The 23,522-nt window shown below is 32.4% G+C and carries 16 protein-coding genes and 1 pseudogene; 15 read left to right on the top strand and 2 right to left on the bottom strand.

Features of this window, described 5'->3' with window-relative positions:
- The first annotated feature begins 21 nt into the window (after nt 1-21).
- From yqeH to ACWOBP_RS03825, 9 genes and pseudogenes are all read left to right on the top strand, one after another.
- Complete coding sequence (gene yqeH / locus ACWOBP_RS03865; RefSeq protein WP_455337534.1) at nt 22-1,140, top strand: ribosome biogenesis GTPase YqeH; 1,119 nt, start codon at nt 22-24, stop codon at nt 1,138-1,140.
- A gap of 19 nt (nt 1,141-1,159) precedes the next feature.
- Nucleotides 1,160-1,459 (top strand): ribosome assembly RNA-binding protein YhbY, encoded by a 300-nt coding sequence (gene yhbY, locus ACWOBP_RS03860; RefSeq protein WP_003147122.1) that lies wholly within the window; start codon nt 1,160-1,162, stop codon nt 1,457-1,459.
- A 1-nt stretch (nt 1,460) separates the two neighbouring features.
- Nucleotides 1,461-2,069, top strand: a complete 609-nt coding sequence (nadD, locus tag ACWOBP_RS03855) for a nicotinate (nicotinamide) nucleotide adenylyltransferase (protein WP_455337533.1) — start codon at nt 1,461-1,463, stop codon at nt 2,067-2,069.
- Nucleotides 2,044-2,913: a bis(5'-nucleosyl)-tetraphosphatase (symmetrical) YqeK gene (gene yqeK / locus ACWOBP_RS03850; protein ID WP_455337532.1), complete on the top strand. Its 870-nt coding sequence runs from the start codon at nt 2,044-2,046 to the stop codon at nt 2,911-2,913. Before nadD ends, yqeK begins: the two co-directional genes overlap by 26 nt.
- A gap of 20 nt (nt 2,914-2,933) precedes the next feature.
- Nucleotides 2,934-3,272, top strand: coding sequence for a ribosome silencing factor (rsfS, locus tag ACWOBP_RS03845; RefSeq protein WP_004264102.1), 339 nt, complete (start codon nt 2,934-2,936; stop codon nt 3,270-3,272).
- A gap of 1 nt (nt 3,273) precedes the next feature.
- Nucleotides 3,274-3,993, top strand: a complete 720-nt coding sequence (locus ACWOBP_RS03840) for a class I SAM-dependent DNA methyltransferase (protein WP_455337531.1) — start codon at nt 3,274-3,276, stop codon at nt 3,991-3,993.
- A 1-nt stretch (nt 3,994) separates the two neighbouring features.
- Nucleotides 3,995-4,630: pseudogene (locus tag ACWOBP_RS03835) on the top strand (GyrI-like domain-containing protein).
- Nucleotides 4,631-4,876: 246 nt separating this feature from the next.
- Nucleotides 4,877-5,311, top strand: a complete 435-nt coding sequence (locus ACWOBP_RS03830) for a CopY/TcrY family copper transport repressor (protein ID WP_455337530.1) — start codon at nt 4,877-4,879, stop codon at nt 5,309-5,311.
- 15 nt (nt 5,312-5,326) lie between these two features.
- Complete coding sequence (locus ACWOBP_RS03825; RefSeq protein ID WP_455337529.1) at nt 5,327-6,100, top strand: SDR family NAD(P)-dependent oxidoreductase; 774 nt, start codon at nt 5,327-5,329, stop codon at nt 6,098-6,100.
- A 211-nt stretch (nt 6,101-6,311) separates the two neighbouring features.
- Here the strand turns inward: ACWOBP_RS03825 and ACWOBP_RS03820 are convergent, their stop codons facing one another.
- Nucleotides 6,312-6,545, bottom strand: a complete 234-nt coding sequence (locus ACWOBP_RS03820; RefSeq protein WP_455337528.1) for a hypothetical protein — start codon at nt 6,543-6,545, stop codon at nt 6,312-6,314.
- 7 nt (nt 6,546-6,552) lie between these two features.
- Between ACWOBP_RS03820 and ACWOBP_RS03815 the strand changes: the two genes are divergently transcribed.
- The 5 genes from ACWOBP_RS03815 to ACWOBP_RS03795 all read left to right on the top strand — a co-directional run bounded on the left by ACWOBP_RS03815 (nt 6,553) and on the right by ACWOBP_RS03795 (nt 11,757).
- Nucleotides 6,553-7,059 carry a metallophosphoesterase gene (locus ACWOBP_RS03815; protein ID WP_455337527.1) on the top strand — a complete coding sequence of 169 codons (507 nt, stop codon included), beginning with the start codon at nt 6,553-6,555 and terminating at the stop codon, nt 7,057-7,059.
- A 735-nt stretch (nt 7,060-7,794) separates the two neighbouring features.
- The gene (locus tag ACWOBP_RS03810; protein ID WP_455337526.1) at nt 7,795-9,537 is read left to right on the top strand and encodes a 2-oxoacid:acceptor oxidoreductase subunit alpha; all 1,743 of its coding nucleotides are present in this window, start codon (nt 7,795-7,797) and stop codon (nt 9,535-9,537) included.
- A 1-nt stretch (nt 9,538) separates the two neighbouring features.
- On the top strand, nt 9,539-10,411 hold the full coding sequence (locus tag ACWOBP_RS03805; RefSeq protein ID WP_455337525.1) for a 2-oxoacid:ferredoxin oxidoreductase subunit beta: 873 nt from the start codon (nt 9,539-9,541) through the stop codon (nt 10,409-10,411).
- 10 nt (nt 10,412-10,421) lie between these two features.
- Nucleotides 10,422-10,691, top strand: a complete 270-nt coding sequence (locus ACWOBP_RS03800; RefSeq protein ID WP_455337524.1) for a hypothetical protein — start codon at nt 10,422-10,424, stop codon at nt 10,689-10,691.
- Nucleotides 10,692-10,695: 4 nt separating this feature from the next.
- Nucleotides 10,696-11,757 carry a M42 family metallopeptidase gene (locus ACWOBP_RS03795; RefSeq protein WP_455337523.1) on the top strand — a complete coding sequence of 354 codons (1,062 nt, stop codon included), beginning with the start codon at nt 10,696-10,698 and terminating at the stop codon, nt 11,755-11,757.
- A 41-nt stretch (nt 11,758-11,798) separates the two neighbouring features.
- Here the strand turns inward: ACWOBP_RS03795 and ACWOBP_RS03790 are convergent, their stop codons facing one another.
- Nucleotides 11,799-13,082, bottom strand: a complete 1,284-nt coding sequence (locus tag ACWOBP_RS03790; RefSeq protein ID WP_455337522.1) for an FtsW/RodA/SpoVE family cell cycle protein — start codon at nt 13,080-13,082, stop codon at nt 11,799-11,801.
- Between the two features lie 959 nt (nt 13,083-14,041).
- Here ACWOBP_RS03790 and ACWOBP_RS03785 point away from each other — a divergent pair.
- The coding region (locus tag ACWOBP_RS03785; RefSeq protein ID WP_455337521.1) for a YSIRK-type signal peptide-containing protein at nt 14,042-23,522 on the top strand (9,481 nt) is incomplete at its 3' end.

Genomic DNA, 23,522 nt, shown 5'->3' with positions numbered 1-23,522 from the left:
AGAAAGAAAATGGAGGCCATATTGAGTAATAAAGTTTATTGTATAGGTTGTGGTGTTGAGATTCAAAGTGAAGATCAAAATAAACAAGGTTATTTACCAAAAAGTGTAGTAGAAAAAAGTATAGATGGTAATCTTGTTTGTAAAAGATGTTTTAGATTAAAAAATTACAATGAAGTATCTGATGTTCAACTTGGAGCTGACGATTTTTATCAACTTATCAAAACACTATCAAAAAAAGATGCATTAATAGTAAAAGTAGTAGACATCTTCGACTTCTCTGGAAGTTGGATTGAAGATGTAGTGGATATTGTAGGAAATAATAAAGATATAGTACTTGTAGCTAACAAACTGGATTTATTACCTAAATCTGTTAAACAAAACAAAGTAAAACAATGGCTGTTTAAGATGCTAAAAGCTAAGGGGATTAAAGTTAAAGATATTCTTCTAATTAGTGCGATAAAAAATCAAGGTGTTGAAGAAGCAGCAAGTCGTATAGATGAATTACGAAATGGTAAGGATGTTTATATAGTAGGAGCGACAAATGTTGGTAAATCTACATTCATTAACAAACTTATTGAACTTACAACAGGGGATAAGAATGTTATTACAACTTCTCACTTCCCTGGGACAACACTAGGAATGATAGAGATACCGTTAGACCGCGCTACTAGTATTTATGATACACCAGGAATTATACTGGATTATGATATAGCTCATTATCTAGATGCACAGAGCTTAAAACTAGTAATGCCTAAAAAAGAGATTAAGGCTCGTGTATTCCAGTTAAATGCAGAGCAAAGTTTATTCTTCGGTGGTATGGCTAGAATGGATTTTGTAGAAGGGGAACGTCAAAGTTTCACATTATATGCATCTAATTTAGTAGAAATTCATCGTACAAAGCTAAGTAACGCAGATCAACTGTTTGAAAAGCACTTAGGGACATTATTGAAACCGCCGTTTGAAGATAATATTTCTATCTTCAATAATCAAGTTAAGAAAAGTTTCACAATCGATAGTAGAAAGATGGATATTGTGATTTCTGGATTAGGATGGATTACTGTTAATAGCGATAGTGGATGCAAGATTGATATTCATGTGCCAGAAGAAATCGAAGTATTTGTACGTGAATCGATAATATAGTATAAGAAAAGAGGATAAGATGTTAAAAGGAAAACAAAAAAGACAATTAAGAGCATTGGCTCATCATTTATCACCAATTTTCCAAGTAGGAAAATCAGGTGTAAATAGTGACATGATTCAAGGAATTAGAGATGCGTTAGAAAAACGTGAATTATTAAAAGTAAGTATTTTACAAAACTGTGAAGAAGATAAAGATGAGGTTGCAAAAATTTTATCAGAACGCACTTCATCTGAATTAGTTCAAGTAATTGGACACACTATTGTATTATACAAACAAAGCTCTAAGGAAAAGTATAGAAAAATAGAGTTGGTGAAATAAGATGTCAATTGCGCTTTATGGTGGTAGTTTTGATCCGATTCATATTGGTCATTTAATTACTGCCGAAACAGCACTAGATACTTATGATTTAGAGAAAGTTATTTTTATTCCCTCGTATATTACACCGTTAAAAGGTAGAGAACTTGAAGCTAGTGATAAAAGTAGGTTTGAGATGACGAAACTAAGTATTAAAGGCAACTTAAAGTTTGAAGTAAGTAACTATGAAATATCAAATGAGGGTGTAAGTTATAGTTATAATACTGTTAAGTATTTTAGTGAATTGTATAAAAATAAAAAAATCTATTTTATTATTGGAACAGATAGAGCCAAAGACTTAAAAAAATGGTATAATATAAGAGAACTAGCAAAACTTGTAACTTTTATTTTTGTTGCTCGTGATGAAGAGGATTTATGTAAGGTTGTAGAAGGGGATGAGTTTTATAAATCTATTAATTATGAGATAATGAAATCACCAATAATCGAGATAAGTTCTAGTTTAATTAGGAAAAATTTAAAAAATAAGAAAAGTATTAAGTATATGATTACAGATGAATGTAGGTCATATATAGAGGAGTTGGGTTTATATGGAATATCAAGAAATTCAAAATAGAGTAAAAGAAATATTACCAGAAAAAAGATACGAGCACACATTAAGAGTTGTGGAAGTAGCGAAACATCTTGCGAAAATTCATGGAGCAAACGTAGAAAAAGCAGCATTAGCGGCATTAGTGCATGATGTTTGTAAACCAATGGATGAAGTATTAATGAAAAAATATGTAATTTTACATAATTTAGATGGGAAACTATTAGACTACCCAGTAGAAGTGCTTCATGGACCTGTAGCAAGTGCATTTATCGAAGAAGAATTTGGTGTAGCAGATGAGGAAGTTAAACTTGCTGTAGCTAACCACACATTCGGTAGAAAGCACATGACATTATTAGAAAAAATAATCTTCATAGCTGACTATACTGATCCACAAAGAAAACACCCACATCTAGCAGAGGTTACAGAAGTATCTCAATATGATTTGGATGAAGCGGTAAGACTTGCTGCTAAGTATACGTTAGTTTATTTAATCGATAATGATGAAAGAATTTACCCATCATTATTAGATTGTTATAACTATTATAATATTAAAAACTATCGTGTTGGATTTAAAGAAAAAAATAAAGATAAAATCTTAGCTGATGAAAAAACAATCACAATTAGAAATAAGAGTGAAGCTCACTTTAAAAAAGGTGATTTATTAGAAGCTACGACTTATGAAGATCCTGATACAGTGTTTGCTACATTAGAAGTTGATTTAGTTAAGCCTGTAACAAGGGATACTTTAACAGAACGTTATGCTAAGTATTATGGTGTTACTCTAGATGAATTAATCGATAAATTAGCAAAAAGATACCCAGAAGATGATGTATTATATGTGGTAATGTTCCATATTATAAAAAAATAAAATAAAGAAAGAGGATGAAAATGGAAGTAGAAAACTTATTAAAAGTTGTTGTAGATGCATGTGATGATAAACACGGTTATGATATCGTTGCTTATGATTTAACTCAAGCAGGAGTATTATATGACTATTCTGTAATTTGTCACGCACCTACAAACAGACAAGTAGAAGCGATCGCTCAAGAAGTAAGAGAACAAGTATTAGAAAACGGTGGAGAAATTCATAGCACAGAAGGTCTAAGAGAAGCTAAATGGATTCTTATGGACTTAGGTGACGTAGTAGTAAATATCATGACTCGTGACGATAGAGAATACTATGAATTAGATGCACTATTTGAGAAATATCCTATAAAAGGTGTATAATATGTACGAAAATTTAAGTGTTGTTTATGATAAACTTATGGATGTCGACTACGATGCTTATAAAAATATTATTAGTCAAGAATTAGAAGATAGAGAAAATCTTCTAGTTCTTGATTTAGGTTGTGGTAGTGGTACTATGCTACAAACCCTAAAACAATATGGAGAAGTATTCGCAGTGGACAACAGTGAACAAATGTTAGCAATAGCTAGTGAAAAAGTTCCTGGTTGTAATTATTTTGTGATGGATTTATTAGAAATATCATCATTGAATATGGAATTTGATTTTGTATTAAGTACATTTGATGTGTTTAATTATTTATCAGATTTTGAAGAGTTTAAACTAGGATTAAAAGAAGTATACTTGTCTTTAAAAAAAGGTGGAAAATTTGTATTTGATATCCACACTCCAAAAAAAGTTACAGATATGCTAGAAAAACAAGTTTTCGGTTATGAAGATGAGGAGATTAGTTATCTTTGGTTTACATATGAGACAGAGAATGAATTGGAAGTGGAGAGTGAACTATCGTTCTTTATCAAAGAAAACAATGGTTTATATAAAAAACTAGAACAGTTTCACTCACAAAGAACTTATGAAATTCAAAGAGTTCTTGCTGAAATTCAAAATATTGGATTTAAAGTTAAAGATTATTTCTGTGACTTTGATAAAAACAATAAAAGATATACTGAATCAGATAGAATAATTTTTATTTTGGAGAAGTAGCATGGCAGTTGATTTTAAAAAAACTCTTAAGCATTTATATGCCCCTAAGACTAAACCAAGTATTGTTAATGTAGAGAAAGCTAATTATATTGCAGTTAGGGGGAGTGGGGATCCAAATGATGAAAATAGTGAATATAAGAAATCGATAAACCTTTTATATCCAGTAGCATACGCTATAAAGATGAGTAAAAAGGGAGATTATAAAATCCCTAATTACTTTGATTTTGTCGTTCCGCCGTTAGAAGGGTTTTGGTGGTAAGAAGGAGTAGAAGGTGTTGATTACGCTAATAAACAAAATTTTAAGTTTGTTTCGTTAATACGTATGCCAGATTTTGTTACAAAAGAAGTATTTGAGTGGGCTATTAAGCAAGTAACGGAAAAGAAAAAAGAAGATTTTTCGAAAGTTGAATTTTTCACCTATGATGAAGGAGAATGTGTACAATGTATGCATATTGGCCCTTATGATAAAGAGCTAGAAACTGTCGCTAAGATGCATGAATATATGATTTCTGAAGGGTATGAATTAGACATTAACGAGACAAGATTTCACCATGAAATTTATATATCTGATGTGAGAAAAACATTACCGGAGAAACTTAAAACAGTTATTAGACATCCAATTAAAGAAAAATCTTAAAGAGTTGTCTCAAAAGCCTTAAATTTTAAAAAATTTATAAGAAAACTTACAGAGACAGTGGAATATTGATATCTAAATTCGCTTTATAAAAGCTTTTAGATATATAATAAACTGTACGGGGTAACTTGACAAAATTGGTTTATGAGAAATCAAGATTTTTGAGTTACTCCTTTTTTAAGAATTGACATTATATTCCTAAAATAGTATTATAGTTACAGATGTAACTGAAAAAAAGGATGATAATAAATGGAAATTAATATTTCGGAAGCTGAATGGGAAGTAATGCGAGTAGTTTGGAGTAATGAAGAAACTACAAGTAAATTTGTGATTGATACGCTAGGAGAAGAGAAGTCTTGGACTCCTTCTACTATTAAAACCCTGCTTTCAAGGTTAGTAGAAAAAGGATTTTTAGAAACTAGAAAACAAGGAAATAAGTTTTTATATTCAGCAAAATGCGTTGAAGATGAATGTTTAGATATATTAACACAAAATTTTTTAGAGAGAATTTGTGAAAGAAGAACTCATATTATTGTTAGGAACATAATTGAAACAGATAATTTGAGTAAAAGTAATATTGATGAAATTATAGAGTTGCTTAAAGAAAAAAGAAAAACAGCAGCTGAGGTTATTACGTGTAAGTGTCTAAAAGGACAATGTAGTTGTGCGGCGAAACACGGATAAGAGAGGGATTATTACATGGAAAATAGTAAACAAAAAATACTAATAACGGGAGCTTCTAGCGGTTTAGGCCGTGAATTGGCGCACCAATATGCACAAAAAGGGAATGTGGAATTGATATTGGTAGCACGTAGAAAAGAAGCTCTAGAAAAAGTTGCTAAAAAATGTGAAGCTTTTGAAAATGTCAAGACTAGAGTATATAGTGTGGATATTGGTTCTCAAGAACAGGTAGAGCACCTACTTTCATCTGTAAAAGATATAGATATACTTATCAATGGCGCAGGCTATGGGATTATGAAAGATTTTAGTGAATTTAGCGATCATGATGTTGTTAATATGTTTGATACGAATGTTATAGGAACTATTCAATTAACTACTGAAATAGCTAAAAGAATGAGAGAAAAGAAATCTGGAACTATTGTTACTATTGCTTCTCTGGCAGGAAAAATAGCAACACCAAAGAGTTCTGTCTACTCTGCTACAAAATTTGCTCTAATTGGATACTTTAATTCTTTACGTCTAGAACTAAAAAATGACAATGTTCATGTTATGACTGTAAATCCCGGACCAGTAGCTACAAATTTCTTTAATATCGCTGATGAAGACAAGAGTTATCAAAAAGCAATGGGTGGTAAAACATTAACGCCTAAACTAGTTGTCAGTAAGATAATAAAAGGTATTGAGCAGAAAAAACGTGAAGTTAATTTACCATTTAAGCTAGTTTTAGCTGTTAAAATTAGTCAATTATTCCCAAGATTAAGCGATAGAATACTTTTAAGAATGTTTAAATAAGAATATTGAATCGAGATTGGATTATATCTAATTTCGATTTTTTTTATTTTTTTAAAGAAAAGAAAAATAATTTCATTAAAAAAGTTCGTTTTTTAAATATTATCATTATAAAATTATACAAAGTGCATTGAAAAACCGTATATTTGTGATATTGTTTAACTATTAATTTACAAATAAGAAAGTGAGAAAAAAGTTATTATGAAGAAAAAAATTACACACTAGCGTCAGCTACAATCGTAGGGTTAGCAATAGCAACTTCAGGAGGAGCTGCATTCGCAGATGAGTCAACACCAGCTCCAGCAACTTCACCAGTAGCTACACCATCATCAGAGCCATCTGAGGTTTCAGTAGCTCCAAAAACAGGAGCTGTAAAACCATCATTATTACCAACCGATACTACAGCACCATCATCAGCAGTTGCACCAAAAACAACTGAAAAAGACATAGTATTAGTGCATACTAATGATGTCCATGGACGTATCGTAGAGGAAAAAGGTCGTGATAAAAATACATCAGTTGTTGGTGATGCTAAATTAGCAACAGTAATTGAAAATGAACGTGCCAAAAAAGATCAAACAACAGTAGTTCTAGATGCAGGGGATGCATTCCAAGGCTTACCTATCTCTAATTCAACAAAAGAGGAAGCGCGTGCTGAAATTTTAAATAAAATGAATTACGATGCTATGGCTGTAGGAAACCACGAATTTGACTTTGGTTTAGATGAAGCTAAAAAGTATAAACAAATTTTAAAATTTCCTCTATTAAGCTCAAAAGGATATAACACAGTTGAAACATCTAAAAAAGATGGTATTACAACCCATGTGTATGGAGTAAAAAAATCTAGAGATACAAATATTGAGAGAAAACTACCAAACACTGGTATTAATTCAGTAGCTACAGCATCATTTGGTGTAGTTGCATTATTAACTGCAGTATTATTAAGAAAAAAGAAAAAATAGATAAAGAGATTAAGAAATATATAGTATTAAAGTTTTTCAAAAAACATTGACAAGGTTTTTCTAACTTGTTATACTTAAATAACAAAATTAAAATTACACTTTGGAAAGAAGAGTAATAGTTGATATTTGCTTAGAGAGTCTCGTTAGGTGGAAAGGGATCAAATTTGATACTATGAAGATGGTCTTTTCGTGTTAGTAGTTGAATAGTTAGACTACTACGGGTAGCCCGTTAGAGCAGAGAGTACTTATATAGTAATATTTTAAGTACTAATTGAGATAGTACTTGTGAAAATACTATAAATCAAGGTGGTAACACGTCTATAGATACGTCCTTGTGGAAGTTAATTGCTTCTACGAGGGCTTTTTTCTTTGTGTAATGATATTAATCTTTATAATATTATTGGCTTTGTTTAATAATATTGTAATTGTAGGATAAGTATTAAAATAATTTTGTAAATATGGTTATTTGTTTAATTTGTAAGATAGATTATAGGTATATTAAATTTTACAAAAAGAAATATTAAAAAAGTTATGCTTTGCTAAATATTATACAAATTTCATGAGTAATACATTCAAAGGATATATTGAAGGAATTTATGAAGTTATTATATTTTACGAGAATTATAGTATTGATAATAAATGTTATTGGATGGAAAAATTTTCTTAAATATGGTAAAATAAAGTATTGAGAAATCAACGATTAAATTTCTAATGAAAGAGATTAAAGGAGATTATATGATTAATAAATTAGGATGGAAAATTGGTGGAGAACAAGGTGAAGGGCTAGAAAGTACAGCTGAAATTTTCTCTACAGTAATAAATACACTAGGTTACCACATGTATTCTACAAGAGACTTCGCAAGTAGAATTAAAGGTGGACACAGTAATAGTAAAATTTGTATTTCGGAAGAAAAAATAAATGTTATAGATTATAAGACAGATATTCTTATAGCATTTGACCAATCTACATTGGACAGTTATATTCCAGAATTAGATGAAAATAGTATTATTATTGCGGATGCTAAAATTAAACCAGAGATTTCAGAAGAAATTAAAGGATTAGTTGCAGTATTCCCAATAACGGAGTTGGCAAAAGAGATAGCTAATCCGATTATCAAAAATATAATTACACTTGGTATTTGCTCAGCGTTATTAGATATTGATTCAAAAATATTTTACGACATGATTGAAGCAAAATTTTCAAGTAAAGGTGAAGAAATAGTAAATATTAATATTCAAGCCTTTGATAAAGGGCGTGAGATTATGAATGATTTTATGATTGAAAATAATATTAATGACAAATATTATTTAAAAAAATTAAATCCAACTCACAAAAATATGTGGTTAATAGGAAACCATGCGGCAGGTCTTGGTGCATTAGCAGCAGGTTGTAGAATGTATGCAGGATATCCAATTACACCAGCTACAGAAATTATGGAATATTTATTCGACAAACTTCCACTAGTAAATGGTGCATATATCCAAACAGAGGATGAGATTGCAGCGTTAGGTGTAGCTATTGGAGCGAACTTCGCGGGAGTACGTGCTATGACAGCTACTTCAGGACCTGGTATCTCATTAATGACTGAGTTCTTAGGTATGGCAGCAATGGCAGAGCAACCAGTTGTTATAGTCGATGTTCAAAGGGGTGGACCTTCTTCAGGGCTTCCGACAAAAACCGAGCAATCAGATATTTTCCACGCAGTATACGGTGGAACAGGGGACGCTTCTCGTATTGTATTAGCTCCAACATCTGTTGAAGATTGTTTCTACACTATGATTGATGCGTTTAATATGGCGGAAAAGTATCAAACGCCAGTTATTGTTTTAATGGATTTACAATTAGGTATGAATAAAGAAACTGTACCTAACTTTGATTTCAGTCAAGTGAAAATCGATCGTGGTAATCTATTAAAACAAGAAGAAATCACAGAAGAGGATATTATTTACTTCAAACGTTATGCGACTGATGTATTAGTTTCAAACAGAACTATCCCAGGTCAAAAAGGTGGAATCCACAACGCAAACAGTTATGAACACTCTGTTGTAGGATTACCTTCTGAGGTGAAACGTAACACAGTACGTCAAAAAGAAAAACGTGCTAATAAGATAGAATCAGCATTAGTAGAAAGACCATTTGTCCTAAATGAACACAATGAAGAAAAAGATATTCTTCTAGTAGGTGTAAATTCAACATACGGTGTTCTAAATAAAGCAGCTAAGCAATTACAAGAACAAGGTATGAAAATTGATACTATGCATATTCGTCAAATCTATCCAGTAGCTCAAGCTATTCGAGATACATTTGACAAATATAGAAAAATATATATTGTTGAACATAATCACAATAAACAGTTACGTACAGTGATTGCAAGTAAATATCACAATTCAGAAAAAATAGGAAGTTTACTAAAATATGATGGGGATATTTATTATACTCACCAACTTGTTGAACAATTACTAGAGGAGGAGAAATAATTTGAAAGTAACATTAAAAGACTATAAAAATGATGTTAAGCCCGATTGGTGTGCTGGCTGTGGAGACTTCTCGGTACTTGCGGGTATAAATAGAGCTGTTGTAAATCTGGGAATTAAACCTGAAAATGTTGTGATTTCTGCAGGGATTGGATGTTCTGGGAAAATTAGTGGATACACAAGAGCATATGGGGTTCAAGGATTGCATGGACGTTCACTACCAGTTGCACAAGGGATAAAACTAGCCAACCAAGACCTAACAGTTTTCGCAATGGGTGGAGATGGTGACGGATATGCTATCGGAATTGGACACGCTGTTCATGCTATGAAACGTAATGTAAATATGACATACGTAGTAATGGATAACCAACTTTATGCATTAACAAAAGGACAAATGTCACCTAAATCTGATGAAGGTTTAGTAACTACGACAACCCTAGAAGGTGTAATGGAAAAACCATTGTCAGCTATGAAAATTGCATTATCTTGTGAAGTTACATTCTTAGCGCAAGCATTCACTGGTGATATGAAAGAGATGATGCAAATCTTCGAAGAAGCTATCAATCATGATGGATTTTCACTAGTTAACGTGTTTAGCCCATGTAAAACATATAACTACAAAAATACACCAGCGTGGTATAAAGAAAACTTAACAAAACTTTCTGATATCGAAGGTTATGATAATACTAATAAATTAGAAGCGTATAGAGTCTTAGAAGAACATAATGATCTTGTTACAGGGGTAATCTATAAAAATGAGAAAAAACCTCATTACGAAGACACTTTACGTAATTATAAACGAGATGAACCTATTGCTCATCAAAATCTAGAATTTAGTGAGGAATTATTTAACTCGTTATGTGATGAATTCAGATAAGAGGTAAAATATGAAATTAAAAAGAATATTATTGCCATTAGCTGCAGCTTATGCAGGATATAGAGTTTATCAAAAAACAGAAGAACAAGAATTAAACAATGATCACATAGACAGGTGTAGAAACAAATTAATTGCATTAGGTTATGATGTTATAGATAGTTATACGCTAAACTTAAAAGAAAACTCATATTTAATGTTCTATTTTGATAATAACAATATCGAGTATGAAGTACGTTATAATAAAGAAAGTGAAACAATAGAGTACATAAAAGAGGTATAAGAAAATGAGTAAATCAATAGAAAGATTCAGAGAATTAACAATGTTAGACGGAACATCAGGATTTGAAAGTGAAATTTCAAAATATTTAGAAGAAAATTTATCTAAATATGCTGATGAGATTAAGTTCGATAATCTTGGTGGAATCTATGCTATTAAAAAGTCTAAAAAAGAAAATGCTAAAACAGTTATGATTTCAGCTCATATGGATGAAGTTGGATTTATCGTAACTAAAGTATTACCAAATGGTATGCTTAAATTTGAAACACTTGGTGGTTTTAGGGAAGATGTTCTTTTAGCTCAAACTTACACAGTAACTTCATATGAAGGGAAAAAATTCACTGGAGTAATAGGATCAATTCCTAAACACTTCACTGCAGGAGTAGCGCAAAATGTAAAAATTAGCGATATGACTATAGATGTAGGTGCATCTTCAAGAGAAGAAGCTTTAGAAATGGGAATTTGCGAAGGTGCATTTGTTACACCAAAAACAACATTCGAACAACTTACTGAAAACAGATTTATGAGTAAAGCTGTTGATAATCGTTACGGATGTGTAATTATTACAGAAATCTTAGAAGAATTTGCTGATAAAGAATTAGACTTCAATCTAGTAGTTTGTGCTACTGTTCAAGAAGAAGTAGGTCTTCGTGGAGCAACTGTGGCAGCAAATATGATTAAACCTGATGTATGTTTCGTTGTAGACTGTAGTCCAGCAAACGACATGGATGGAAAAGAAACTAGTAACGGACGCTTAGGAGAAGGATTCTTAGTAAGATTAGTTGATAGAACTATGGTACTTCGTGCTAATATGAGAGAAAAAATCGTAGCACTTGCTGAAGAAAATGGAATTAAATACCAATACTTCACTTCACCAGGAGGAACAGATGCTGGTAATATTCACCAAGCATTAAATGGTATTCCAACAACTGTAATCGGTATTTGTGCACGTTATATTCACACTCATAATGCAGTATTCGATATCCGTGATTACTACGCAGCTAAATCAATTTTAGGAAAATTATTGGAAACTATCGATGATAAATTCATTGAAGATGTAAGAAAATAAAAAGAAAAATGAGGATAGAAAAAATTTCTATCCTCATTTTTTTATCTTTTTCTTTTACTTCTTCTATATTGTTGAGGTTCTTCCTCGTAATAGTTATTGTTGTTACTCTCGTATATAGGATTTAAAGGATGAGAATCATCAATATATTGAGCTTCATCATATTCTTCTTCGTAGTTTTCGTAATATTCATCTTCCATATATTCTTCGTGTATAGTAGCATTAATTTTGACAATTATTCCAAAGAGAATACTATTGGCTATTAATGAACTTCCACCATAACTTATAAATGGCATGCTTATACCAATTACAGGAATAATACTAAGTGTTGAAAAAATATTGATGAAGAATGAGAAGCAAAAACTACAAATAGCTAATAAAATAAAGTAATAGCTGTAGTTACCTTGTTCACATTTTTTCATTATATTGAATAATCTTAGTATGAATATAAAGAAGATAATTAAGAATATTGCAGCACCGATAAATCCAAAGTTTTTAGCAACTATAGAAAAGATAAAATCATTAAACTGTTCATCTATATAGTTTTTATTTTTAGCGAATGTTCCTGTAAGCCCACCTAATTTAATCTCACTAAGAACTTGAGTGATTTGGTAAGAATAATCTAGCTTGTATGCTTCAGGATTTAACCATGAAAGGATACGATTAAGCTGATAAGATTTTAATCCAACTAGACTTAGAAGTCTTGGGAAATATAAGGCAGCAAGAATAATAATTGCTAGCCCAGCTATAACTACAGAGTAAATTCTGAATAATGTCTTTCCTTTATTGCAGACTAAAAATACTAAACCTAAGAATAAAAAGATGAAAAATAAACCATTACCTAAGTCATTTTCTTTTAGAACTAGTACGAAAGGTATTGAAATTATTAATGATATTTTTAAAAGTTTAACAGTATCTGTATTATCTTTAAAACTCTTTTCTTTTATCAACATACTAATCATAGCTACTGTGGCTATTTTACCAAATTCAGATGGTTGTAAGGTGAATAGTCCGAGATTGTACCAGCTACGTGCACCATTTACGATAGGAGCAAAATTATTGGGTACTAAGAATATTCCAACCAAAAGAACTAGTGTAAATAAATAGAATGCTATAGAGAATTTTTCTATAAAATCTATTGATATTTTCTGAAGTAAGTATATTATTCCAAGACCAATGAAATAGAAAACAAATTGCTTAAGGAATAATGTAGGTGTTTTATTGTTATTATATTCAGCTAGTAATATAAATAATAAACTAGAAAAACTAAATATAAAATAAAAAATCAATATCGATAAATTTGTTTTATTTTTTATAAAATTTAACATAAGTCAACTCCTTTGATGTAATTATACAATATTTATTTCAAAAAAAGAAATCAAATAGTTTTTTTAATTAATATTTTAATTAAAAAATAAATATGTATTAGATTTATAAGGGGAAATTACTTTTGCTAGGATAAATTTTTGTTTTATTTTTTTAGAAGCAGATTTTTAATATATAATTATATATTTTGTGTAATTAACATTTTTAGTTGATGGTGTATAAAAAACAGTATCTTTTAAAAAAATTATTTAGAATTGTTAACAAATGTAAATTAAGTAATGAAAGTTAATTAATTAAAGTGGAGTAATAAAAATAAAGTTTATTCAAGTGAGGAAATAATGTTGAAATATAACAATATATTATTTTTTATTATATTGATATGATATATACAATTATTATTTTAGTTTTATATGTAATAATGGTTCGTTTTTAGTTCGAAAGAAAAAATATGAATGAATAATTATACACTTAGAAAAAAGTTTTCAGAATAGGTATCATAAACATATTTTTGAACTATAAAATTATATCTTTAAAACAGTTAAAATAAAATTTTTTTTAAAACTTAAAATAAAGAATAAATTACGTATATTTTTATGTTTTTATAAAGTTTTTTTTTTTTTTGTATAAATACTTTTAAATAAAGGGTTTTCTACATGTTTAAATATTTAAGCATTTTAAAATATCTCTATATTTTCCATTTTTTTAATTTTTTAGAGATTTTATTATGGAATCAAGTATTGATAAATGTAAGTTTTTATTTGATTTAAGAGTTTTGGTGTATTATAATTATTATGTTTAGGATTGTTGTGAAGTATACACTAGTTTATTTATGCAAGTATTATATATATGTAATTATTATCTTGTTATATTATTTATGTAACTATATCCTAAATATCTAGATGTGATTATACAACATCTAATTAAATAATAAAAAAATATAAAGGAGATACAAATATATATTATGAGATATGAATATAAAGATGGCGAAAAACTGACGCGCTTTTCAATAAGAAAATATCACTTTGGTGCAGCCAGCGTAGCTGTAGCATCGCTTATTTTCTTTGGTGGTGGAATGTCAGCTAAGGCAGAAAATATTCCAGTGTCACAAGATAGTCAAAATGTTGGAAATACTTCGAATGCTGCGCCAAATGTCGATAAGGATGCTAGCGGTGATTCTGGGAATGCAAACAAGACTATTAAAGTCGATGTGCCAGTAGCGGCGCTACCAGCGGTAAAAGTAGAAAAAGAAGAACTAAGTAAACTAGCTATTAAATTAGAAACTTTAGTGAAGTCTACGGAAAAAGAAAAAATCAGTAATATTTCAAAAGATCTAGATAAGGTTCTATCAGATGCTAAAGAAGTATTAAAAAATGAAAAAGCAACAGCTGAAGAAGTTAAGACGCAAGTTGAAGAATTAACTAAAGCTACAAAGAAATTAGAAGAGACTGTTGCTGAAACTGATAAAAAAGCTGAAGAAACTAAGCAAATAGGAGAAAATCGTAGTGCTACGGTGGAAGCTGCCAATACAGAAACCTCAACACCAGCTAGAAGCTCTCGAGGAAGAAGAGGAAGAACTACAGAAGTTCAACCAGAAGCTAGCACAAGCGAAACTCCAAAAGTAGAAGCAGCGGCTTCTAACAAAGAAACTGCATCAAAAGAATTACCGACGTATAAAAACGGAGCAGATACTTATAAATTAGCTGAAGAGATGGGGAATATTGTCACTTATCTTAGAAAAAATGGGGCAGATGCTGCTAAGGTAGCTGTAATCAAAGCTAATTATGACAAGTTAAACGAAATTTTAGGGGCTCATGAAGATGGTGTATTATCTGAAGAAGATTTCAATAAAGCACTAGCAGACCTTAAACAAGCTCGTGACTTTACTGAAGGATTCCTTAAAAATCAATCTAGTACTCAATCTGAAGCGTTACCAGTAACTCGTCGTTCACGTGCGATTGGGCAAATTCGTGAGGGGTCAAATCATTTTAACATTGCTAAAGAGTACTATTATGAAGATGGTACGAAAGGTTCTTCACCATATGATAAATATACGTATGTATTCCATACGTTTACAGAAAGTTTAGTAGCTAATAACGCTAATCACTCGCCTGTAAGAGATGTTAGACGTTTAGTATATGAAGAAGTAAACGAAGTTAATGGTGGATATTTATGGACGATTACCTTTAATGCTGCCCATGAAGATCAACAAGACGGATATGCTTTCTTCTCAATTCCAAAGGGACAAAGAGTAGAAAATAACAGTATTAATATTGTTAAAACAGATCAAAATGGTAACGAAGCAGAAATAAGCGGATCTGGAGATTTGCTAAATAGACTTCAGAATATTCATCCCAACTCTAGCCTTAGAGGAAGAGAAATTGGAATAAGAAGAAACGGTGGACCTGAGGAAGAGAGCTTAGAAGGATTAGCTAAAAGTAAAGCTTATGCAGGGTATTATTACCGTCGTCTGGAAGAAGCTAATGGCGAAACACGTAAATCAGATGACATGTTCAATAGAATTGCTGATAATACTCAATCTGTTTATCGTTTCCAACTTCACGGGCGTGATTCGTATTCTATCTCGTTCAAAACGACTAACACGAACAATACGAGAATGGATAAATTGTACTATGCATCTGGATACCGTGTTCAACAATGGGGACGTCGTATCTTAGCGGAACAATGGCATGGACGTCATGCGTATGATAAAGATGATACAGACAGATTCCCACTACACGTAGTAGGAAATGGTACATTCCTGATTAAACAAGGAAAACACTATAATACAGCATATCCACAAGGGGCATATGGTTTTGGTGGACGTAATTTTGACTATCAACCATTTAAAGCTGATGGTATCTTAGGTTATGATGCTACTGGTGCCTATAACAGTAACTTTGATATGCACCAATATACTGCTCGAGTAGGAAGTGATACACCTTCATCAGATAATAAAGCAACTACAGCAGGACAAAAATTTGAATTCTACGATAAAGAGGGGAATAAATTATCAGCCTCTCAAATCGGGATGCATGGTGCTGATAAGCCAGGTTTAGTAGAATATAAAGTAAAACGTACATTCGCTGATAAATCATCAGACTTCTTGAATATTAAGTTTGCTATTCAGCCGAAAACTCCTACATTTACTGAAAACTTATCGAAAGCTCGTGGTCAAGTTAAAACATTAACTGTTTCAAATGGTACTGATGGTTATCCGATCACTTTATTCCGTGAATATGTGGAAAATGGAGTTCCAAAAACAGAACGAGTAAAAACAGTTAACGCAGGTCGAAATGGAAGTGCAGTCTTTAATGATGTTTTAATTAAAAGTGGTAAATATTACGCACAGTCTATTATTCCAACTTCAGCGTACTTAGATTATAAAAATAATAAACATACAGATGTAAGATCTGATAAATCAGCTCTTGTAACTGTAGGTGGCGACGGTATGGCTCCGACTATAAAAGTTGGAGAAACAGGAAAAGCTTTAGCAACAACACCTGCTAATAATCAAGTAACATTATTCGTAACACCAAATAATAAAGGTGAAGTTTCTCTAGACGTTCAAATCCAGGATGATGAATTAGGAGATGGAATGAATGCATTCTCTTCAGCGGCTAATGGAAATGCAAAATATAGTATTACGGGTGCCCACAATTCTGGAGCTACAACATTTACTGCTAAAGGTGGAGTAACAGGTGGTAAAACTGTAAATGCTCTATTAAAAGTGAAATTAAACGGAACTACAATTCCTAATGGTGGATTAACAGTCACATTAAATGCAAAAGATAAAGCTGATAACTGGACAAACACAGCAACACCATCTAAAACACTAACAGTAAAACTTCTATCAGCAGTTCCAAATGAGCCTGCAGTACGTGAGATTACAGGTGCTGACGTTCAAAACGGTGCAATAAAACCAGAAGTAAAAAATCAAGTATTACAAAATGTTAAAAATGCCAACCCAGACTTAGTTAATGCTGGAGTGAAGTTTGAGTACGATACAACAGCAGGAAATACGGATAAAATCAAAGTAACTTATCCAGATGGACAAACTCGTCTATTAACACCTATGAAAGGGAGAAAACCTACAGCACCTTCAGTAGTTGGCCCTGCAGATGGTACGGTAAGTATTACTCCACAAGGAGATACAGATAAAGTAATATTCCAATACGTTCCTACAAATGAAACTAATCCTAAAACGATTATCGCTAAAAAGGATGGAAACTCATGGGCAATTCAAGGTACTCGTCCAAATGGAATTACAGTAGATAGTAGAAGTGGTAAAATTACGATTACAGAACCAACTGTAAAAGACCAATCTACAGTAACAGCAACAGCTACATTCTTAAACAGTGATACAAGTGACGCTGCTCGAGATACAGCGAAAAACCCTGATAGAGAAGCTCCAACTGTATCGATAAAAACTGGTGATGGTAGAGTTCGTACATTAACAGCGAATGCTGCAGATAATAAATTCTTAGTTTATCGTGGTGCTACATTTAACCCAACATTTATTGTTAATGATAACTCAGGAACAACTGATAACTTCATGATTAGAAATATTCCTAATGGAGTATGGTTTAATAAACAAGGTGGAAGAGATGTTCCTCATACAGGCGTTAGCAATGGTAGAGAAATTACTTTCTCTAACCAAGTAGTGGATCCTATTACACCATTAGGAACTCGTGAAGCAATTGTGTCTGTTCGTGATAAAAACGGAAATGCTGCAGAGTATAAATTCCAATACATTATTGCTGATGTATTATTGAAAAACTCTCCAAAATCTGTAGCTACAGGAAGTGAACTTGGAGATTCTCACCAATTCGTGGCATCAACACTTAATGGAACTACTTCAAATGCTGATGTGTATTTCCCAGGTGATATGAAGTTCTTATGGGCAAATAATGAAACTAGTAAGACGACATTACCAAATTCAGCTCAAACTGTAACGAAGGAAGCTATTGTAGAATTCCCAGATACAGCACTAAATGGTAGAACAACAGCAGCTGGTATTACAATCTATGCACCAAAACAAATTAAAAAGAATGTTACATTTAACTTAGCAGATAATGCAAAACCTCAGGCAACATTAAATGGTATTTCAATCGGGCAAACAGCTGGGGATCCAATCTTCACAGTGTTTAGAGGTGCTAACTTTAACCCGCAACTAGAAGCATGGGATAACTCAGGGAAAATCACTAATGTAACAATTTCAGGGTTACCAACGAATGTAACAGCTACGCCTTTCCCAGGTGGAGTCCAAACAGGAAGCGAAAACAGTAAATACACTGCAAGGTTATCTAACGGGGTAGTTCCTGCTGATCAGGCTTTAGGTGAATATGAAGCAACATTGACAGTTCAAGGTGATGGATCAAAAGATACGAGTGTATTGAAATTCAAATACCGTGTTGTTGACATGGAGTTTAAAAATGGATATGAAACAACTGATACTGGACAACAAACAGGTAAGAGTTATGTTATCGGACTTAAAAACGGTCAATCAGTAAATCTAGCTAATGGTGACAATAATATCAATCCTAAAGATTACTGGAAAGTTATTGATGATGCTAATAAAACTGACAGAGGATATGCTTATCTTCCTGAAGGTGTGAGTTATAGTATCGGTGGTGGAGCTATTTCATCTAATCCAGCAGATAAGTCTAAAGGAGCTTCTGTTGCGATGGGACACTATGCACGAGGTGTTTCTGTAGATTTCACTAGAGCTGGAGAGGGTGATAAAGTTGGAGATATTGCAAATGATAATAGTACTTCAAGAACGATCTTCACTCCAAGAACTATAGATCGAAGACTATTAGTTGCCGTAGATCCATCTGCACCTACAATTGATGGCGGAGAAGATCTACTTTACGGTAAAGCAGGAGAGAGACCTGATATTAAAGTTAAAGAAATTGTTAATATTGGTGAAAGTGATGCGGATGTGGGAACAGTAAATAAATTTGCTATTCGTACTATTCAACTTTATAGTGATCGTGACCCAAACACCCCAATCGCTGAACATGCATTTGCACAAGGAAGTAGAGAAACAGAATATACTTTCCGTGGAAGCGATTATGCTACATCTCGACCTAATGGTCTTTTACCGGATGAAACACTTTACTCTAGAGTAAAAGTTACGCACCGTGGAGTATCTACTTTATCTGGAAATAGTAATGAAAAAGAAGTTACAGCAAAACTACCTGTAACTGAAAACTCAACAAATCGTATAATTCAAGCAAATGATCAAAAATTAAACGATGCAGAAAAAACAGGTATTCGTATTGCATTAAGAAATGCTAACCAACGTCTAAATCTAAATGATGAAGATATTGAAATCTCTGATAGTGGAGAAATCGTAATTACAAAAGACAAAAAACGTGCTTTCTTACAAGCAAATCCAAACAAAAAAGAGGGTAATACAACGACAGGATTTATTACTCGTTTTGCGGATATTAGAAAAGACTACAAATTTGAAAATATCGAAGGATTAAAAGTTCCAGGACGTGATACAGATAAAGGATTCGCATGGTCAAATAGTACATCTAAAGATAATGTGAATGGCGATCGTAGCTTAATTTATTACTACGATGCAACAAAAGGTCAGTCGTTTAACTTTAACGAAGTATTGAATTTATTAAATCTTAAAGAAGGTTGGACGGTTAACCATACTGAAAATCCATCATTTATTGCAACTCAAGGTGTGAATAAAGTAAAAGGAGAACAAGGTAGAGATGGATTTAGCCAAGAAAAACCATCAACAGCTTTCCTTAAAGATGGAAATTACATTAATGTTATTGATTTAGTAGAAAAAGCAAGTTTAGGTGGAGCTAAAAATGTATCAAATTCTGCGAACAAATTAGTTGAGAATGGTAAAGCTGGGGGAACAGGTACAACTCTTCAAAATGTGACAATTGCTGCAGCAAATGGATTACCACAATTTACATTAAATAATGTAGTAAATGGTGAACAAGCTATTCATAAAGCGCAAGTTTACTTACGTCCAAAATGGGTGACATCAGGAACATTGGCAGAACGTAATGGTGAAACAAAAGATAATACAACAAACGTTGTAAACTTATATTTCGTACCAATCGATTCAATAAAACCAATAGTAGGACGTTCAGATTCTAATAATTTAGGAACATCAGCAGACGATGCTCCAAGATTAACAGATACTTCTATAACAGCATCTTCACTTGTAAAAGTAACAGATAACTATGATAAAGATGACGTAACGGATTCAAATTCTAATAGCGTTCGTAATAAACTTAATGTTTGGGTGAAAAAAGATGGTGTTGAAACTCAAGTAGTTAGAAATGGTCAAGAACTTACTACAACTACAGGTGAAACAGTCTTAGGCAGTCTTATTAAAACTGCTGACCCAGCAACTTATGAACTAGTAGGTCAAGCAACAGATACTTCTGGAAATATTTCTGAAAAAGAAAGTCTAGGATTCTTCAAAGTTGGTTATAACTTAACGGTTCGTCCGGTAATTAATTTAATTCAATTTGAAAAATTAACAGACGATGAAAAGAGAACATTAATTCAAGTCAATGAAGGCGGACAAACTGATGAATTACCAGCTGGTTCTACAGTTCAGCTTACATTTGATACAGATACTGATGGACAAGGCAAAAAAGCTGTTGCGACTATCAAATTACCAAATGGAGCTACAACTACTAAAGAAGTTACTTATAATGTAGATTTATCATTCCCAGTAGCTAGCAAAGTATATGATTTTGCAGGAGTACGTCGTAATAGTACGGATCCTAACTACTATTTAAATCGTGGACTAGTTCAAGGTATGAATTGGTATGTGAAAAAAGAAACAGAAGAAAATGGGCAAAAAGTATTCAAAGATGTACCACCGAAAGCTAATCCTAATGAGCATGTTATGCCTAGAGAAATTAATAAAGACATTGATCCGACAACAGGAGGAGTAGGTGAATATAAATATATTCTAGGAGCAACTTATCCAAAAGGTAGATATACTGCAACGGCTACAGATGAATTATCGAAATTAAGACGTGAAGGTGAAATTGTTCATACGGTGTTTGATGTAAAAGCAAATACTAATGAAATCACAGTAAACTCAGGAGATTCTTTAACAGATAGCCAAGCAGAAACAGCTGTAATAAAAACAGACAATTCTCCAGAACTTCCAACTGGAACTACGTATGAATGGGTAAATCAAGATGGTTCAGCTCTTACTGATAAGACTGTGACAGGACAGGGCTCAGTAACTCGTTATGTAAAAGTAACATTACCGAAGACAGTAGAAAATGGTCCTTGGGCAACTCAAGTACAACAATCAAAAATTGTACCAGTTACGGTGCAACTAGAAAAAGAAGCGCCAACAGCGAAAATTAAATTAGGAAACAACACGCCAGTAGCTTTAACAGAAAATGCTGAAGATAATCGTTTTGTTATATTTAAAGGTGCAACGTTTAATCCAACATTTATAGTGGATGATAATTCTGGAACAACGGCTTCTATTAATATCACTAATCTTCCAAATGGTCGAAGTGTAAATAAAACAGAAGCAATGCCTAATGGAACGAATGTTAATCTAGAAGGTGATGATGCAGCTACAAGTGGTGCTACTACAGGAACACGTGAAGCAAGCGTAGTTGTAACTGATGCTGCAGGAAATACTAAAACGTATAAATTTAAGTATACAGTTGTGGATGTTAATCTTGTTAATAGTCCAAAAGAAGTACCTTTAGATACTAAATTAGGTGATTCTCACGCATTCGCGGCAGTAGATAAAGCGGATCTTACAGTAAGCAATCCAGATTCTCTATATCCAGGTGGAATGATCTTCGAATGGAAAAAGAATGATCAGGTTGTTTCAAATGATACAAAACTAAATGAACCGGGTAGAATAACTGGTTATAAAGCGGTTGTTAAATTCAAAGGCGGTGCAGGATTCTATACTGTAAATGGTGTTAAAACATTTACACCTACAACGATTGAAAAAGACGTAATATTCCTTGTTAAACCAACAGCGCCAACAGTGACTCCAAAAGATAATGGTGATGTAGAAATTACACCAACAAATCAAACAAATGTCGATAAAGTTAGTGTAACATTTACGCCACAAGAAGGAACAAATCCGTCAGAAGTAATATACACGGCTAAGAAAAATAGTAGCGGAGTATGGGAATTTGGTTCAGGTGCGCCACTGACAGTTGATCCAACAACAGGTGTATTTAAACTAAAAGACATTAAGGTTAAAGATGGTTCAACAGTAACTGCTAAGGCTATTACGACAGATGCTACAGGTGGTGTTGAGAGTACCCCTGTAACAGCAATAGCAGGTAATGGAGATGCAATTCTACCAACAGTTGATTTCAAGAATGTAGAAATAGATGCACAAGGAAACCGTGTAGTATATATCACACCAACTGAAGAAACAAATCTTGATATTGCAACAATAACAGATAATTCTAATAAATTATTAGAAGCAGTAATCTTCGATCAAAGTACAAAAGATATAACACTAGGAAATTATGGACTTACTTATAATAAACTTGTACGAAATGGAGATACTATTACGCCTGCACCTTATACACTAAATGTTACAGGTACACTAAGTAGAGAAAAATCTGCTAATACATTATGGAATAATGGTGACGTAATTGTAAGTCGATATGTTTCAGCAATGGATGCTGCAGAAAATAATATTAAGGAAAAAAATGGAAGTAGAGATAATGTCACTACAAATCCTTACCGTGTAATTTTCAAAGTTAAAACACAAGCAGCGAAGTACACACCAACTACGGTTGCTCCAGTAATTGAAAGAGATATTACAGAACCGGGTGCATCATTATCAGATGAAGAATTTAATAAAATTAAAGACACATTAACATTTACTGCAGATAAAGGAACAGTTAATGTTAATAAAGATGTAACAGGATTAACATTTATATCTGATAAAGTAGTAAAAACAAAAGAAAATGGTTCATTGTATGTAACAGCAACTGTGACATATCCAGATGGTTCTACAGAAACAGTGGAAGTTCCAGTGAATACATTACCGAAAAGTAAAGTACCAAGGATTGCGAAAGAAAACCAAGATCCAACAAGTGGAAATGTAACATATAAAGTAACAGACCCAGACGGAAACAACTATCCAGAAGGATCAAAAGTAACAATCAATGGAAACGACTACCCAGTAGCAGCGGACGGAACAGTAACAGTACCAAACGACAAATTACCAGAAGCGAAAACAAATGAAACGCCAAAAGTAAAAGAAGATGGAAAACTACCGAAAGCAGGAAACGAAGTAGAAGTACCAGCGAAACTAGTAGATAGTAAAGTACCAAGGATTGCGAAAGAAAACCAAGATCCAACAAGTGGAAATGTAACATATAAAGTAACAGACCCAGACGGAAACAACTATCCAGAAGGATCAAAAGTAACAATCAATGGAAACGACT

It is taken from the genome of Gemella parahaemolysans, assembly GCF_053758945.1.
The sequence above is the reverse complement of the archived record's forward strand: the minus strand, read 5'-3'. Positions and strand labels throughout refer to the sequence as shown.